This window comes from Kibdelosporangium banguiense, assembly GCF_017876405.1.
In the GTDB taxonomy this organism is placed as follows: domain Bacteria; phylum Actinomycetota; class Actinomycetes; order Mycobacteriales; family Pseudonocardiaceae; genus Kibdelosporangium; species Kibdelosporangium banguiense.
In genome coordinates, this window is record NZ_JAGINW010000001.1 from 5,193,939 (window position 1) to 5,208,847 (window position 14,909).

At 64.8% G+C, this 14,909-nt stretch carries 13 protein-coding genes and 3 pseudogenes; 7 read left to right on the plus strand and 9 right to left on the minus strand.

Annotation, left to right across the window (positions count from 1 at the left end):
- Positions 1-14: 14 nt before the first annotated feature.
- Positions 15-221: an SGNH/GDSL hydrolase family protein gene (locus tag JOF56_RS24635; protein WP_209641898.1), complete on the plus strand. Its 207-nt coding sequence runs from the start codon at positions 15-17 to the stop codon at positions 219-221.
- 10 nt (positions 222-231) lie between these two features.
- The gene (locus JOF56_RS24640) at positions 232-504 is read left to right on the plus strand and encodes a winged helix-turn-helix transcriptional regulator (protein WP_307855240.1); all 273 of its coding nucleotides are present in this window, start codon (positions 232-234) and stop codon (positions 502-504) included.
- A 173-nt stretch (positions 505-677) separates the two neighbouring features.
- Here JOF56_RS24640 and JOF56_RS58205 read toward each other — a convergent pair.
- The 6 genes and pseudogenes from JOF56_RS58205 to JOF56_RS24665 form a co-directional block, all read right to left on the minus strand.
- Positions 678-806, minus strand: a pseudogene (locus tag JOF56_RS58205) (MBL fold metallo-hydrolase); the annotation flags it as partial.
- Between the two features lie 22 nt (positions 807-828).
- Positions 829-1,293: a type II toxin-antitoxin system VapC family toxin gene (locus tag JOF56_RS24645; protein ID WP_209641899.1), complete on the minus strand. Its 465-nt coding sequence runs from the start codon at positions 1,291-1,293 to the stop codon at positions 829-831.
- On the minus strand, positions 1,283-1,552 hold the full coding sequence (locus tag JOF56_RS24650) for a type II toxin-antitoxin system Phd/YefM family antitoxin (RefSeq protein ID WP_209641900.1): 270 nt from the start codon (positions 1,550-1,552) through the stop codon (positions 1,283-1,285). Before JOF56_RS24650 ends, JOF56_RS24645 begins: the two co-directional genes overlap by 11 nt.
- A 642-nt stretch (positions 1,553-2,194) precedes the next feature.
- Positions 2,195-2,851, minus strand: coding sequence for a Uma2 family endonuclease (locus JOF56_RS24655; RefSeq protein ID WP_209641901.1), 657 nt, complete (start codon positions 2,849-2,851; stop codon positions 2,195-2,197).
- A 572-nt stretch (positions 2,852-3,423) separates the two neighbouring features.
- Positions 3,424-3,615: pseudogene (locus JOF56_RS24660) on the minus strand (MBL fold metallo-hydrolase); the annotation flags it as partial.
- 79 nt (positions 3,616-3,694) lie between these two features.
- Positions 3,695-3,904, minus strand: a complete 210-nt coding sequence (locus tag JOF56_RS24665; RefSeq protein WP_209641902.1) for a PIN domain-containing protein — start codon at positions 3,902-3,904, stop codon at positions 3,695-3,697.
- 299 nt (positions 3,905-4,203) lie between these two features.
- On the opposite strand from JOF56_RS24665, the gene JOF56_RS24670 reads away from it, so the two are divergent.
- Complete coding sequence (locus tag JOF56_RS24670; RefSeq protein ID WP_209641903.1) at positions 4,204-5,121, plus strand: NADP-dependent oxidoreductase; 918 nt, start codon at positions 4,204-4,206, stop codon at positions 5,119-5,121.
- Between the two features lie 252 nt (positions 5,122-5,373).
- On the opposite strand, the gene JOF56_RS60190 is transcribed toward JOF56_RS24670, so the two are convergent.
- From JOF56_RS60190 to JOF56_RS24685, 3 genes and pseudogenes are all read right to left on the minus strand, one after another.
- Entirely contained in the window at positions 5,374-7,638 is a 2,265-nt protein-coding gene (locus JOF56_RS60190) for an ATP-binding protein (RefSeq protein WP_209641904.1), read from the minus strand.
- A 254-nt stretch (positions 7,639-7,892) separates the two neighbouring features.
- A complete protein-coding gene (locus JOF56_RS24680; protein ID WP_307855241.1) occupies positions 7,893-8,351 on the minus strand; it encodes a DUF6069 family protein in 459 nt (152 codons plus the stop codon).
- An 854-nt stretch (positions 8,352-9,205) separates the two neighbouring features.
- Positions 9,206-9,741: pseudogene (locus JOF56_RS24685) on the minus strand (glycoside hydrolase family 15 protein); the annotation flags it as partial.
- Positions 9,742-10,260: 519 nt separating this feature from the next.
- Between JOF56_RS24685 and JOF56_RS24690 the strand changes: the two are divergent.
- The 4 genes from JOF56_RS24690 to JOF56_RS24705 all read left to right on the plus strand — a co-directional run bounded on the left by JOF56_RS24690 (position 10,261) and on the right by JOF56_RS24705 (position 14,839).
- A complete protein-coding gene (locus tag JOF56_RS24690) occupies positions 10,261-10,443 on the plus strand; it encodes a hypothetical protein (protein WP_209641905.1) in 183 nt (60 codons plus the stop codon).
- A 16-nt stretch (positions 10,444-10,459) separates the two neighbouring features.
- Positions 10,460-13,144 (plus strand): winged helix-turn-helix domain-containing protein, encoded by a 2,685-nt coding sequence (locus JOF56_RS24695; protein ID WP_245378379.1) that lies wholly within the window; start codon positions 10,460-10,462, stop codon positions 13,142-13,144.
- A gap of 106 nt (positions 13,145-13,250) precedes the next feature.
- Positions 13,251-14,012: an ANTAR domain-containing protein gene (locus JOF56_RS24700; RefSeq protein WP_209641907.1), complete on the plus strand. Its 762-nt coding sequence runs from the start codon at positions 13,251-13,253 to the stop codon at positions 14,010-14,012.
- Between the two features lie 104 nt (positions 14,013-14,116).
- Positions 14,117-14,839 carry an MBL fold metallo-hydrolase gene (locus JOF56_RS24705; protein WP_209641908.1) on the plus strand — a complete coding sequence of 241 codons (723 nt, stop codon included), beginning with the start codon at positions 14,117-14,119 and terminating at the stop codon, positions 14,837-14,839.
- The last annotated feature ends 70 nt before the right edge of the window (positions 14,840-14,909 follow it).

The window sequence follows — 14,909 nt, forward strand, 5'->3', positions numbered from 1 at the left end:
CGCCATTCGCCGACGTGAAGTTCGACCTGGGCCCGCACGTGGCCGTCGTCGGGGAGAGCACGACAGCCGACCGCCTGTCCTGGTTCGAGATCCTGCGACACGCGTTGTCCTTGCGCCACAAGGAAGTCCGCCTGACCAACCTGGCTGTGTCCGGCAGCACGACCACCCAGGCGCTGACCAGGCTGCCCGCCCTGGCCTTCACCACACGGCCATCGAGCTGATCGGCCGACGGTGGACCGGCGTGATCTGGAGCAGCTGTTCTCAGGCGCGTTGCGGTTCAACGAGTTGCGTGAACGCATCCCTCGCATCACCGACGCGATGCTTTCCCAGCGGCTCAAGGAGCTTGAGCAGGCCGGAGTCGTGGAGCGGGTGGTGACGGTAGCCCGGCCTGTCGAGGTTCGTTACACACTCACCGGCATCGGTACGCGACTGGGGCCGGTGCTGGACGCGGTCAAGGCGTGGAGCGTCGATTGGGCAGCTCACCAGGCGCGCGAACTCAGTTGAGGTCCGTCGGCACTCACGACGATCCGGCGGTGATCGCCGAAACCGAGCCACTTCGCGGAAATCCTCAGCCGGAGTTCCTCGATGGATTGGTCGAAGTCGCAGCCGAATTCCCGCCGCCGTGATGCCACCGGATCAGGAACACGGGATGAAGCCTGCCGAGAGCGCGCCTTCGCGTGGCCTGGATGGAACCAGGTGTCGTCGGGCAGGCAGTCGAAGATCCGCGAAGACACGTCGTTGATCAACGACTCGAAATCCGAAGGCGAGGTCGTGCAGCCGACGCCGCCGGGGAGGAGAGTATCTCCTCAGCGATGAAGACGGTGTGGGTCATGACGATTCGCGAGGCACTCGTGGGCGGCTGACCGGCACGACTGTCAGCAGGTCGTGAAGTCCCTTGAAGTCTTCTGGATTGGTGGTGAACAGCGGGAGATCTTCAGCGATCGCGGTCGCGGCGATCATGAGGTCGACCATCCTGCGTCGCGGTTTGCGTCCACTGGCGATCACTGCTGCGGACACTCGTCCGTAGATCCTGGCCGCTTCAGCGTCGAAGGGGACCGGGTCGAACTCGCTTTCGGCGCGCTGTAGTACGTCGAGCCGGCGGGCGCGTTCTACGTGCTCGCCGTAGGTGTCTTGCTCGTCGTTCCGGCGTACTTCGTGTGGTCCTGCCGAGAGTTCGGCAAGCGTGATCGCGCTGATGGCCATCTCGTCCGGAAGTTCTGCGGGGTCGATCCAGCGGCGCAGGATCAAGATGTTGGTGTCGAGCAGGCCCTGCTCGTGCGAGCTACCGCTCATAGGGGTCTCGGGGCTCCTGGTCCAGTGCGGCTTCCTGGTCGGCACGGAAGGCGTCGATGTCGACGTGTGCGGCATTGCGGGACATCGCAGCGAACTCGGCTCGTGAGACGAAGCGTCGGCGTCGCCGCAGTGGGATCAGTTCGCCGATCTCGTGGCCGTCGCGGGTAACAGTGAACGACCGTCCACTCTCGACAGCGTCCATGATCTCCTTGGATCTGTTTCGAAGGTCTCGCTGTGTGATCTCCGGCTGTGCCGTCATGGCAACGATTCTAGCCCAGTGTGGCACGCTGTGCTATAGAGTGCTACACCCGGGTGTAGATTGACCCTCCCGTTGCTCGACCTCACTGTCGCTATCGACCTCGAAGTTCGTCTTCGGCCACTTGGCGTCGAGCGTGAGCGTCTGGTGGTCGTGTGACCGTTATACCGACGCCGGTGAGGATGTCGAGGTTCAGTGCCCACATCGTTCGTGATCTTTGTTGCCATTCTGCGAATGCGGCGTCCACGTGCTCGCGCGCTTGCTGAGTGGACCACCCTGTCACTGCCTTTAGGTGGGCGAATGCGACTTCGGCGAGCCCTTTGATGTTCGCGAGACCGAAATGCGTGACGCGATGGCAGTCAGTGCACAGGCAGATCAGTCGGCGAAGAGTCTGTACGCGCCGGGCAGGGTCGTAGGCCCAGCGTTCGTGGACCTCGATCCATCGCCGCTCGTCACGATCTTCTGTCCGTCCACATATCTCGCATGTATGTCCCGCCCGGCGGGTGACCATTCGGCGGAGTCGTTCCCAATCGCGTTGGGCCACGCATGACCGAACATTGGTGAACCAGTAGCCCTGCCGAGTCGATATGGGTATGTATGTGGCGGCGTCCTCACGGCGTCGTGCTCACCACAGCGGTCATTGACTTAGTCGTCCCAATGGTCCCAGTGTTCGGTTGAAATCTCGAAGCCGAACGGTTGCGGCAGGCTGATCGACTCACCAAAGTCCCAGGTCCGAAGCTCGACGTAAGTCCCGGCTCGCGTGTCCGGATTCCCATACAACGCGGTGACGCACGCCTTCGGATCACGGTCGACAAGCAGGTAGTAAGGAATACCCGCGTGCGCGTATCCGCTCCATTTGGTTCCGACCTTGCGCTTTCGGTCCGGTTGCCGGTCACTGGCAGCGTTCGACCGCGAAGTGACTTCGACGACGAGTTCGACTTGATATGGCAGCAAATGCTTGGCTTTTGTCTCGCGCGCCTCCGCCAAGACCTCAGCATCCATGACGATCAAGTCCGGGATGTAGCCGTCACCTATCTCGAACATGTTGAGATCGGTCGTCTGTACCGAACGCCAAACGAAGTCGGGATCGGTCAACTCCGCAGCGAACAGTCCACGCTCGATATCCCTGACCATGCCGTTGTGATCGACGGAAGGGCCAGGCGACACGACGATCTCTCCTCCGACGACCTCGACACGCGTGCCGTCCTTCGGCAGGTGCAAGTAACCAGCCAACTCGTCACGCACCCACATGGCGTAAGGCGAATCTGGCAGCGTGAAATGCGCCACTGCTGCGACACTCATGAGCAGCGCTCCTCTCGCGTGACGCACCGGCCGGACGGTGTCGACTGTACCGTCCGACCCCCTGCATCCGAGACTTCTACGTAACGCCAGGTCACGAAAGCTCTATTCGGTGACACGAGCGAGGTAGTCGGGTCCGATCTCGTCCGCCGCGACCTGCGAGTGGGGTTTCACGAAGCGAGGTCCGGCAGCCGCAGTTGGAGATGCTCAGCTCGCCCCTGGTGCGGATATGGAAGCAACCGACGACACACTGTGCGAAGGGATCACGCGCACGCTGCGGGAGTACAGGGACAACGTACTGGAGTGCTTGATGCCGGCGCTGCGTCTGGCGGACACACTGCGGACGGCGGGCCCCGCCACGATCGCACGGGACTGCGCGCAGCGGCTCAGCGCGATCGTCGCCCGGCCACCGCGCGACAAAGACAACTGGTCGATCGAATGGACCGGATGCGGGTGTGGACTCTGTGACACGTTCCGGACGTTTCTCGACTCCCGGTCGCGGCAGACCTTCGAGTGGCCACTGGCGACAGACGGCCGCCTGGTTGTCAGACGACCTCGTTCAGGAACGTCTCAATTCACCAGCCGCGTTCGCGCCATTCGTCGATGCGCGGCTTCTGCTCGCCCAACGTCGAGTCATCTCTGTGGCCTGGGTAGAACCACGTGTCGTCGGGCAAGACGTCGGACAGGCGCGAGGAAACGTCGTTGATCAACGACGTGAAGTTTTCCGGAGAGCCCGTTTTTCCTACGCCTCCCGGAAACAGAATATCGCATCAGCGGTGAACAGATGGCTCGATACGAGTCATGGCGACTCGTGAGGCACTTGCGGGCGGGTGACCGGCACGACCGTCAGCAGGTCGTGAAGGCCCTTGAAATCCCTGGGTTGGTGGTGAACAGCGGGAGGTCTTCGGCGATCGCGGTGGCGGCGATCATGAGGGCGATCATCCTGCGTCGTGGTTTGCGTCCGCTGGTGATCACCGCTGCGGATACTCGTCCGTAGATTCTGGCTGCTTCGGCGTCGAAGGGGACTGGATCGAACTCGTTTTCGGCGCGCTGCATTACGTCGAGCCGGCGGGCGCGTTCTACGTGCTCGTCATAGGCATCTTGCTCGTCGTTTCGGCGTATGGTTCTGTCCGCGAGTTTCGACCGCGTTTCTTTGTGGGAACCGACCGTACCCCGCTCGGCTGGGACGCTCGTGTTCGCGAACGATGACCGCCCCTGGGTCCGCGGGGCACAGACCGGCCTTCCTCGACCATGGCGACTTCGGCCGGTGCGACGTTGCAGGAGCTCGACGAGGACCACACACCGTCACAGGCCGGCGCACAGAGCCGGCGAGCACGAGATATACGGAGGCACCAATGAAAGCAATCCTCGCGACGGACCAGGCCGCGGAAGCAGCCGGGATCACACTCGCGGAGCGGCCTGAGCCGACGCCGGCGATCAACGACGTCGTCGTTGAAGTCCATGCGTCGGGCTTCGTCCCTGCAGAGTGGGAGTGGCCCTCGACATGGGTCGATCGCTCCGGTCACGATCGAGCCCAGGCGATCATCGGCCACGAGTTCGCCGGAGTGGTCTCCTCCCTCGGCTACGGCACGACGGGACTCTCGCTGGGACAGCGGGTGTTCGGGATCACGGACTGGCACCGCGATGGAACCCTGGCCGAGTACGCGGCCGTGGAGGCACGCAACCTTGCGCCGCTGCCGGGGAACGTCGACTTCACGGTGGGTGCGAGCCTGCCGATCTCCGGCCTGACCGCGTGGCAGGGCCTGTTGCAGCACGGTCGTCTTCAAGCGGGGCAGAGCGTCCTCGCACACGGTGCCGCCGGCGCGGTCGGGTCCGTGGTGACGCAGCTCGCCCGGGAGTTCGGCGCCTACGTCATCGGTACCGGGCGGGTGGCGGACCGCCAGGCGGCGCTCGACTTCGGCGCGAACGAGTTCCTCGACCTCGACCACGAGGATCTCGACGACATCGGCGGGGTCGACCTGGTCTTCGATGTCATCGGCGGTGACATCCAAAGGCGCTCGGCGAGCATTATCCGGCCTGGCGGGACGCTGGTGTCGGTGGTCGGGCCTGCGCAAGCTCGCCCTGTCGACGGCCTCGCGATCGACTTCGTCGTCGAGTCCGTTCCGAGTCAGCTGGTGGAGATCGTCGACTGGGTGCGGGACGGGCGCCTTCGCACGCACATCGGAACCGTCGCGACCCTCGACAACGCCATCCCTGCGCTCAACCCGACCGAGCGGCGCAAGGGCAAGACCGTCATTCGCGTGCGCCCCTGAGCGCCCTGGAACAGGCCAATAGCGCCGTCATGCCACCGACCGGACTACTCGTCACCGACCGGGCGCCCTGGCGGGACTCTCCAGGTGGTTCATGGGAGGACGGCTTCTTCATCGGCTCGGAAGGCGTCGATGTCAATGTGCGCAGCGTGCGGGACATGGCGACGAACTCGTGGCGCACCGCAAGCAGCGAGAGAGCCGAACCAAATGGCAATTGACGCCTGACCAGACCAGCCCGCATCGATCAGACCATGATCACGATGGCTTCTGCTGCCTGGCGGCCCAGGCGGCGATCTGAGTTCGGGAGCTCAGGCCGAGCTTGGCAAGAACGTGCTCCACATGCCCCTCCGCGGTCCGCTGCGCGATCAGCAGACGAGCGGCGATCTCCTTGTTGCTCAACCCCTGGGTGATCAACTCGACAACCTGCTGCTCGCGCCGGGTGAGAACCGCCTCAGCCTCGGTCGGAGCCGGCTCCTGCTCGGGTGTCTCGCGCAGCGCGTAAGCGATCGTCTCGGCAACGCTCAGGCCGGTGCCGTGCTGGAAGGCCACCTGGTACTCCCGCGCACCGAGCGCACGACGGGTCTTGCGCTCACACTCCTCATGGTGGGCCACCAGGTCAGGCCAGATGCCCGGGGGTGTGCCCAGAGTGCGGTAGAGCTTCTGGACGGCTCCCAGCAGGGTGGCGGCCCGACGGGCATGCCGCTCGCGGAGGGCGACCCATGCCGCGGATGCCATGCAGAACGCGATGTTGAGCGGGGCACCCACCAGGCGGGCCAGGCGCAGGCCCTCCTCCACCAGCCCGGCCGGCCGCTGGCACTCACCCTGACAAAGCAGCACCACTCCCAGGTGATGCAGGGCAAACGACCGGTACAGGGCTTCCCCCTGCGGTTGCGTGATCGCCAACAACTCCTCGTAGGAGGCGGTCGCGCGTTCGACATCCCCTGGCAGCCCGGCAGCCAAGATCAGCGGCATGAGGGCTTCGCACAGGCGGGGGAGGTTCCCCTCGGCCCGATACGCGTCGATGACCTCTTCATAACATGCGGCCGCCTGGCCGAGATCCCTGCTGAAGGCAGCGAGGTGCCCGCGCAGATGCGTGGCGAGTGCCCGCGCCAGGGGGGTGTTCACCTGCTCAGCCAGCGTTTGCGCCTGCGTCGCCAGAGCTGGGGCCGCCTCCACATCTCCCTGGAACCCGGCAAAGAACGCACCGAGGTACACCGCCTCAAGCCGGGTGATGGTCGGCGGGCCGCTCTGTCGCGCCAGGGCTTGGTCCAGCCACTGCCGCCCCTCGCCCAACAAGCCCCGGAACCAGTACCAGCCCAGCGCCACCGCCATCCGTAGACCCACGTCGGCCTCACCCGGCTCGGTCAGGCTGAACTCCAGGGCGGCCCGGACGTTGGACAACTCCCGATCCAGCCGGGCCTGCCACTCCACCTGCCGAGCACTGATCACGTCAGCGTCGGCCCGCTGGATCAACTGCTGGTACCAGTCCCGGTGCCGCCGCAACACCAGATCCTCACCGGTCTCGCCCAGCTTCTCCCGGCCGAAATCCCGAATGGCGTCCAACAGCCGGTACCGCGCCGGACCCTCGTGCTCCTCCCTGGTCAGGATCGACTTGTCGATGAGAGCGTGTACCAGGTCCAGCACGTCCTCCTCGGGGAGCTCCTGATCGGTGCAGATGTCCTCGGCCGCGTCCATCTCGAAGCTGCCGGCGAACACCGACACCCGCGCCCACAACAACCGCTCCAACGGCGCACACAGCCCATAACTCCACTCCATACATGCCCGCAACGTCCGCTGCCGCTCCGGCACCCCACTGGCACCACCGGTCAGCAACCGGTAGCGGTCATCCAATCGCCGCAGAATCTCGTCCGCCGAAAGCGCCCGCAGTTGCGTTGCGGCCAACTCGATCGCCAACGGCACACCCTCCAACCGCTGACAGATCTGGGCCACCGTCCCCCAGTTGTCCTGGGTGACGACGAACTCCGGCACCACCGCCGCAGCCCGGTCAGCAAAGAGGGCCATAGCCGCCACCAGAGACTGTTTCCGGCGCGGCGCAATGGGTCGCTCGGGGTCGGGCACTGGCAGCGGCTGCACCGGCAACACGGTCTCCCCATCGATGCCCAACGACTCCCGGCTGGTGGCCAACACCCGCACGTGGGGACAGAACCGCAGCAGCACGTGCACCATCTTCGCCACCGCATCCACCACCTGCTCACAGCTGTCCAACACCAACAACACCTGCCGCGGCACCAGATAGTCAGCCAGCAGCTCCACCGGCGTACGCCCCAACGACTGATCCCGCAACCCCAACGCCACCATGACGGTGTGGCTCACCAACGCCGGCTGGTGCACCTGGCCCAACTCCACCAGCCACGCCCCATCGGCGAACGCCCGCTGCCTCGTGGCCGCCACCCGCACCCCCAGCCGGGTCTTGCCCACACCTCCCACCCCGGTCAACGTCACCAGACGAGACTGCGACAGCAACCGTTTGACCTCGGCCATTTCAGGTCGACGGCCCACGAAGCTCGTCTGCTCCGCAGGAAGATTCCCTACCCCGGCACCGGTAGACGACATGACGCATCGACACTACGCCGGAGAGCAAATGTTCCCTTTACTTCCTGCCGGGACGGGCGCAACTGATCCGCCGACGCGGACACCGAGGGTCATCCGAACCGGATGGTTTGCACTCGACGTGAACGACGGGCCACGCAACCTGGGTGTCCGGGTTGGAACCCCAGTCGGCTGCGCCAGCGCAAGGTTCTGATCGCATTGTCTCAACGGGACTGTCCGCGTGTGACGTGCCCGGCGCTGCGGGCGACTCCGTTCAGAATGGTCAGGATGGCGATACCGATCACGTAGTTGATGACCGCTGTCGCGATCATGCTGGACTGCTCGACGTCGAGACTCAGCGGAAGTGCTGTCGCCACAACGGTGAGCAGCAACATGATCCAGGTGAAGAACCGGCCGAAGCCAGGCGTGCTCGCGGCCAGCAACTGCAGCAGTGCGGTGGCCGCGAGTGCGCAGGCGCCTGCGGACAGGGCGTATGTCGCCGTGTTCGCGTTGCCCCACAGCCCTTCGCCTTTGGGGGCAAGCACCGCGACATCGAACAAACCGCGGGCGACCAGAATTCCGGCCACGGCGATCAGGCCGGCCACCACCGCGGTCGCCAATCCGCCCGCCCATAGCCGTCCAGGGTCCAGCCCGCCGGCAGACGAAGGGAGATCGGTGCTCACGAAAGCCTTCTTTCCACTGTGGACTTTCGCGGCAGCGCGGGCACTCGCCGCTCCAACCGTTCGAGCAACAACGGGCCGATCATCAGCACTACAAGCACCACTGGCACGACATACACAGGCGACCTCCCGAGGCGGGATCTCGGCGGAAGACACGACCCAGCCTGTGTCCCTCGGCCCGCGACTACCTCACTCCGAACAGGTGGGATCCTGGTCAGCGGGCTGACGCGACGAGAACGACCGATGGGCGGCAGGGCACACGCGCAGGCGTAGTGCCGAGGATCCGCAGAGCCTGTTCATCTGATCTTCAAGGATCTGCCCGGGTCCCGGCTTCGGAAGGATCTGCCCTGGTCCCGGCTTCGGCCGCCTGGAATCCGCGACTACGACCCGCGTCGACGGCAGGTGACGCAACCGGATATTCCAGTGAGCAGCCCTCATCCGCAACGGGTGACCTATCGGGCCGACGCCAAAAGATCGGCAATGGAACCGACTGGGCATACCCGGAGTAGCGCGCGTGATCATCCTCTGCGGGTGCTGACTGCCTGAAACAGGCTTCGCATAGTCATACTCAGGTGCTGGACCGGACCGGATCACACCTGGGCGTGGCGGCGTGAAGCTCGGGGCCGTGGCCGATGGCGACGGATTGCGTGCCGCCCAGACCGGTCCAGCACCGCCGGCGCACTCATGGGGACTACGGCGTCGGTGACTACGGCGCCGATGTCGCGACTGGCTGGTCCAACGCGTGATCGAGCGTGATCGCGGCGTCAATGAGGGCGAGATGGGTGAACGCCTGCGGGAAGTTGCCGAGATGTTCACCCACGGGATCGATTTCCCCGGCGTACAAGCCGAGGTGAGTTCATCGGCCCGCACGCGCCGCCGCTTCCCTGCTGATACCGGTCGGCCAGCCAGCGAGCGAAATCGGCGGCTTCCTCGGTGAAGCCCAGATTGAGCAACGAGTACACCGCAAACGACGCATCCCTGATCCAGGTGTAGCGATAGTCCCAGTTCCGCACGCCGCCGATCTGTTCGGGCAGCCCGGCGGTGGGCGCCGCCACCATATGGCGCCGGTTGGTACGTATGTCAGGAGCTTGAGTGTCAGCTTGACGGCCGTCTCGGGAAGGTAAAACTGTCTTACCAGATAGCGCCCTCGCGCCGGCCTGACTCGGCAGTGGCCTCCGTGGCGATGGTCCAGCAGCGCCGCGAAAACGCTCGGTGAATCGAATCTCGGGCAGCAGAACCAATCGACGGTGCCTTCGGTGCTCACCAGCGCGGTCGTTTGCAGATCCCCGATCAGGCCGTGGTCGGCGATCAATGGGTACTCATCCACTGAAACTCCTCGAGGTCCGGTGACTCGACCGAAACCTTGGCGGGGTGACGGGATTCCGGTCGTCATCCAACGCGGATGACCGCACCTCTCCGGCCGCCGTGGGTGCGCAGCCTCCTTAGGCGGTAATGTGGCTATCCTGGCTGGACGGGTATCGCGCCCAGCTTTGCCCCGGCTTATCCCTGTGGTAGGCCGCCACGCCCGCGATGAGGAACGGCCGCAAGACAGCGGAACTGGCAACAGTGCCGGCTTCACCGAGCAATGCGAGGATTCTGGTGTCGACCGTGGAGCCCACGTCAAGGAATGCCGCACCGCGCACTGTCATCCCCCGCTCCGGATAATTCGATGCGTTCCCATCTGATCTCCCAATGGCTGGCCGTCGACGCTACTGGGTCACATCTGGAATCCAGATCGCCCCGTTCGGATGAACTTGGATGAGAAACTCACCCGAACCGGACGAGGAAGTCTCTCCTCGAGTTGGTGATCATGACGTGAGACAATCGAGGAGGCGTCAACATGTCACACGGGTCCGGCAGACATCGAGGACGAAGACTCGTTCTCGTCGGGCTTCTTCTGGTACTCATGCCGATGACCGCGAAATCGCGTGAGGGGCCCGCCTGCGAGACGAACAACACCTTGTTGAGCACGCTTACCTGCATTCCGATCGACTTGTTGCGGATTCTCGGTCCGCTCGCGCGCTACGTCCTGCTGACCCGCCGGCCAGGCGAGTCTCCCGGCCCCTTCGAGCAATTGGGCCATTCATCCGCTTGATGATCCGGGAGCGACCATGCTGGCACAGGATGTTCCCACGGAGCCGGGAGAACAGGCGGACGCCGGGCAATCCGCAAAGCAGCCCGCTCCGTCGATACCGCTCAAGTTACGTATCCCCCACACCGCGATCGCACCGATTTGTCGCGGACGGTTGCTGGCTATCTTGGACGACCGTGGCCCTTCAGGGCCAAGACCTGTTACCGCGGTATCCGGCCCGGCAGGGTCTGGCAAGACGACATTACTGGCGACCTGGGCCCGCAAACTCGCCCAGCGCTCCCTCGCCGTGGGTGAGGGGTACCGAGTCGCGTGGGTCACGCTCGACGCGCGAGACAACGCCCCGACCCGGCTGTGGGCGGCCATCGCGGAAGCGCTGTCGCTCAGCGGGATCCATGACACCACGAGTACGCTGACCAGCCGGCCGCCACCACAGGACACGGCCGGCGTCATGAACGTGATCGATACAGCGGGCGTGCCAGTGTGGCTGTTCCTCGACGAAACCGACCGCCTGCGCGACAAGAAAGCGTTGTGCAGCCTGGAAACGCTCGTCCGGCAGACTCCGGACAACCTCCGGCTGGTGCTGGCGGCGAGAACCCTGCCGCGGCTGCATCTTTCCCGGCTGAGGCTGGAGGGCCGGCTGTTGGAGATCGGCATGCCGGAACTAGCGTTCACCAGGCCGGAGGCCGAGGCGCTTTTCAGCAGTCACCGGGTGCGGCTCACCCCGGCCGAACTCGACCTGCTGATGCACCGGACAGAGGGATGGCCGGCAGGCCTGCGGCTGGCTGCGATGTCGCTCGGCGACGAATCCACGCGTACGGCGAAACTCGCGGCTTTCCCTGGTAATGACCACGCGGTGACGCACTATCTGGCCGAGGAGGTACTCGGTTCGCACCCGTACCGGGTTCACCAGTTCCTGCGGGCGACGAGCATTTGCGATGTCATCTCGGCCGATCTGGCCACCGCGCTGGCGGGGCAGGACAATTCCGGCGAGATCCTGGACAGACTGGACCGCGCCAACTCGCTTGTGGACAGAACCAGCCGCCCTGGCGGCTGGTATCGCTACCACCCGGTCCTCCGCAGCGTTCTGCTAGCCGAACTGGATCGCCTGCAGCCGTTCGTCAGGCGCGGGCTGCACCAGACGGCGGCCGAATGGTTTCGCGACTCCAGCCAACCTCTGACTGCCCTGGAGCACGCCATCGCGGCCGGACACGACCAGCTCGTCAATGAATTGGTCGAAGCGTATGGGCTGCAGGAAATCCTGAAAGGTCACGCCGGTGTGCTGCATCGCCTGCTGAGCGGTCTGCCCACGGCCATGCGTGCCAGGCCGTTCACCGTACTCATTGCCGCAGCGGCCGCACTCGACGTGTGTGAGTTGCCCGTGGCCGACGATCGTCTGTCTGCAATAGACAAACTCGGCCGGCCGTTGCCCTCCGGTCGTCTACGTGCCTTGCATTCCACTGTCAAGCTGCAGCGCGCCCGGTTCGACGGCCAGGTCACCGAATCACCGGAGGTCCTCGCCGCTACCGCGAAAGACCGCACCGGCGATCTGAACCTGGACACACTGGGCATGATCAACCGGGGTATCGCCATGCTGAGCCACGGCGAGCATGCTCAAGCGGAGCAGATCCTGCAACGTGCGCTGGAGCTTGCGACTCATGGACGGCTGGAGCATGCCGTGCTGCAAAGCCTCATTCAGCTGGCGGCCGTCTCCGGTGCACGCGGTGACCTGGCGCGGATGGACAAACAGGCTGCCCACGCGGTCGAATACGCCACTGCACGGGGCTGGGCGAGGACAATGGACTGCGCCGCGGCGTACACCATGAGAGGTGCCAAGGCGTATCTCCAGCTCGATTCTGAGCGAGCAAGGCAGTTCTCCGCATTGGCAAAGCAACTCGTGCCTGCACACACCGAGCCACCAGCGGCCCTGGCCACCCTCGTTCTCGACGCGGTTCTCACGCTCGAAGGCACCGAGCTTTCGACCACCGCCGCTGAGCAAGTCCATGACCGCTGGCGATGTCTCAGCAGCGCTCAAATCGCCCCTCAACTGATCGCCTATACCGCACCGACTATGCAACGGATCGCCCTACGCGCTGGGCAACAGCACTGGGCGACAGATGTGATGGAGCACGTTGAGGCGACATTGGCGTGCACTGCCGAGCAAGCCCTCGTTCAAGCAGCGCTGCAGGCTCACCGAGCCAAACCCGGTCAAGCTCGCAGGCTCCTGGTACCGGCCCTCATCGGAGACGCCCAAGCGGTAGTGGTCACCACAGCGATCGACGCCTGGCTGCTGGAGGCAAGCCTGCTGGCCGCCGCGGACGACTGGCATCGCGCACACAGCGCGATGACCAAGGCTTTGATCCTAGCTGTGCCGATATCCGCGCTTCGGCCGTTTCGTGACGGCGGCCCGCCAGTGCGTGACCTGCTCGTCAAAGGTGCGGGACGGTTCGGCAAGCTCGACCGTTTCGTGACCACCATGCTGGCGAAACTGCCCCCCTCATCTGCTGTACCGGTAGACCAGCTCACCAACCGCGAGCAAGAGTTGCTGGTCGAACTTCCTTCGTTGCAGACCGCCGAAGAGATCGCCGGCGCACTGTTCGTCTCGGTCAACACGGTCAAGAGCCATCTGCGCGGGATCTACCGCAAGCTCGGCGTGAACCACAGGCGAGACGCCGTCGCAGTAGCGCGTCAGCGTGGCTTGCTCTGACAGTGCTCATCACTACGGGCGACACTCATCCGGTACGGGGGACGCGGAAGCTTCCCGGCCCGGCCACAGTCCGTCTTGTCACCAACTGTGATGCGAGGGAGGAACAATGCAAGTGAACCACCTACGGGTCGATGACCTCATGTCGAACGTACTGGCTGGAATGGCGCAGGACATGCCATGGCTGCTCGGCGCGGACATCACCGCGTACCGGGATGACCGTCCGATCGTGTTCGCCACTTGCGGCGCCGGGTCGGCCCTGCAGGATGTTCAGGTGCTGTGCCAAACCGGACCGACCCGGGAGGCGGCGATCACAGACGGGCCGGTCACGAGCGACAACCTGTGGAACGACAGGCGATGGCCCAGGCTCAACCTGGCACAGGCATGTACCGAGCATCCTCAGCATGCTCGCGTATTGCGGAAAGTGTGCGGCACCGCCGCGCTACCCGGGCTTCAGGACGACAGCGGGCTCATCGTCATCACCGTCTACCTCGCCGAGGCATCCACCGATGGCGCGTTGGACGTCATGACTCGATACGAACGGCTCGTCACCGCCGATGTCGCCGCACTGTCGGCATTCTCAGGCCCGGACCAGCGCACCAACCGGGTTCTTGCGGCGCTGCAACGAAGAGATGTGGTCGAACAGGCCAAGGGGGTCGTCATGGCCACCTGCGGGATCGACCAGACAATGGCCTGGATGCTGCTGCAGGACGCCTGCCGGCGGTCGAACACCAACGTGCGGACGTTGGCCGCCGAGCTCACCAGACAGGTCTACTCCGAAATGGACCGGGTGGGCGACTCGGTGCCCAGCCAGGCCGCCGGGGAATTGTGGTCCGCGCTCAAGCGCGTTCACGCGTCGACCGGCAATTGATCTCTCCCCACACCCAGATCGCCTGCTAGGGGTGAGGCGATCGCAGGCGCATGAAGCGACCGTGACCGCCATAACCTGAGCCCGTTCACACAAGCGAGAGTCGCATGTCTATTCCCCGAGGTTCGGGGGCTGCCGCACGCCCTTACCGGCGCGGCGAGCCACGCCTGTCCGTGGGGCAACTCGCGGACCTGCCCATCTGGATTCTGCGCACGACGACTGGACGACCGCTCAACAGCGTTCTGATCGCCGGGCCGGACGGACTGATGCTCATCAATACCGGAACAAGCCACCGGCACGGCACGGCCATCAGCAAGCAGATTGCAAGCCTGACCAGCGAGCCGGTCACCACCATCATCTATCCACACCACCCCACCACCAGTTGCCAGGGCACAACCGCCATCACCGATCAGGACAACGCCAGGTGCGGCAATGTCGTGATCGTCGCGGCAGGGCGTCGTGACAGCTGTTACCACCCTGGAGTGGCACCCAATCTTCTCATCGACCGCGAGTGCATCCTCGACCTTTCCGGGGTCACTGTGCGCATGCTGCCGATCAGCGCGGGCATGATCGGCGGTACGAACCTCTATCTGCCGAGACATCGAGTGGCGGTGATCGCCGACGAGCCGGCGATGTGGTCACACGGCATGGGTCCCCGCTTCCAGCGGGCCCGCAGCACGCCTTTCGCCCGCGCGGTCGGCTGGTTCCAGCGTTTTCCGGTCGAACACCTGCTGGGCAGTCACATGATTCCACTGTCGGGCCTTGACGTGCACCTCGTGCTCAGGACCTGCCACAACCGGCGCACAGCGGATCGTCATCACCCGCGATAGGCGAAGAACGCACATCCCGCACCGGCAATTCTGCCGTACATCGCTCCAGGAACTACCGGCAGGAGGCATG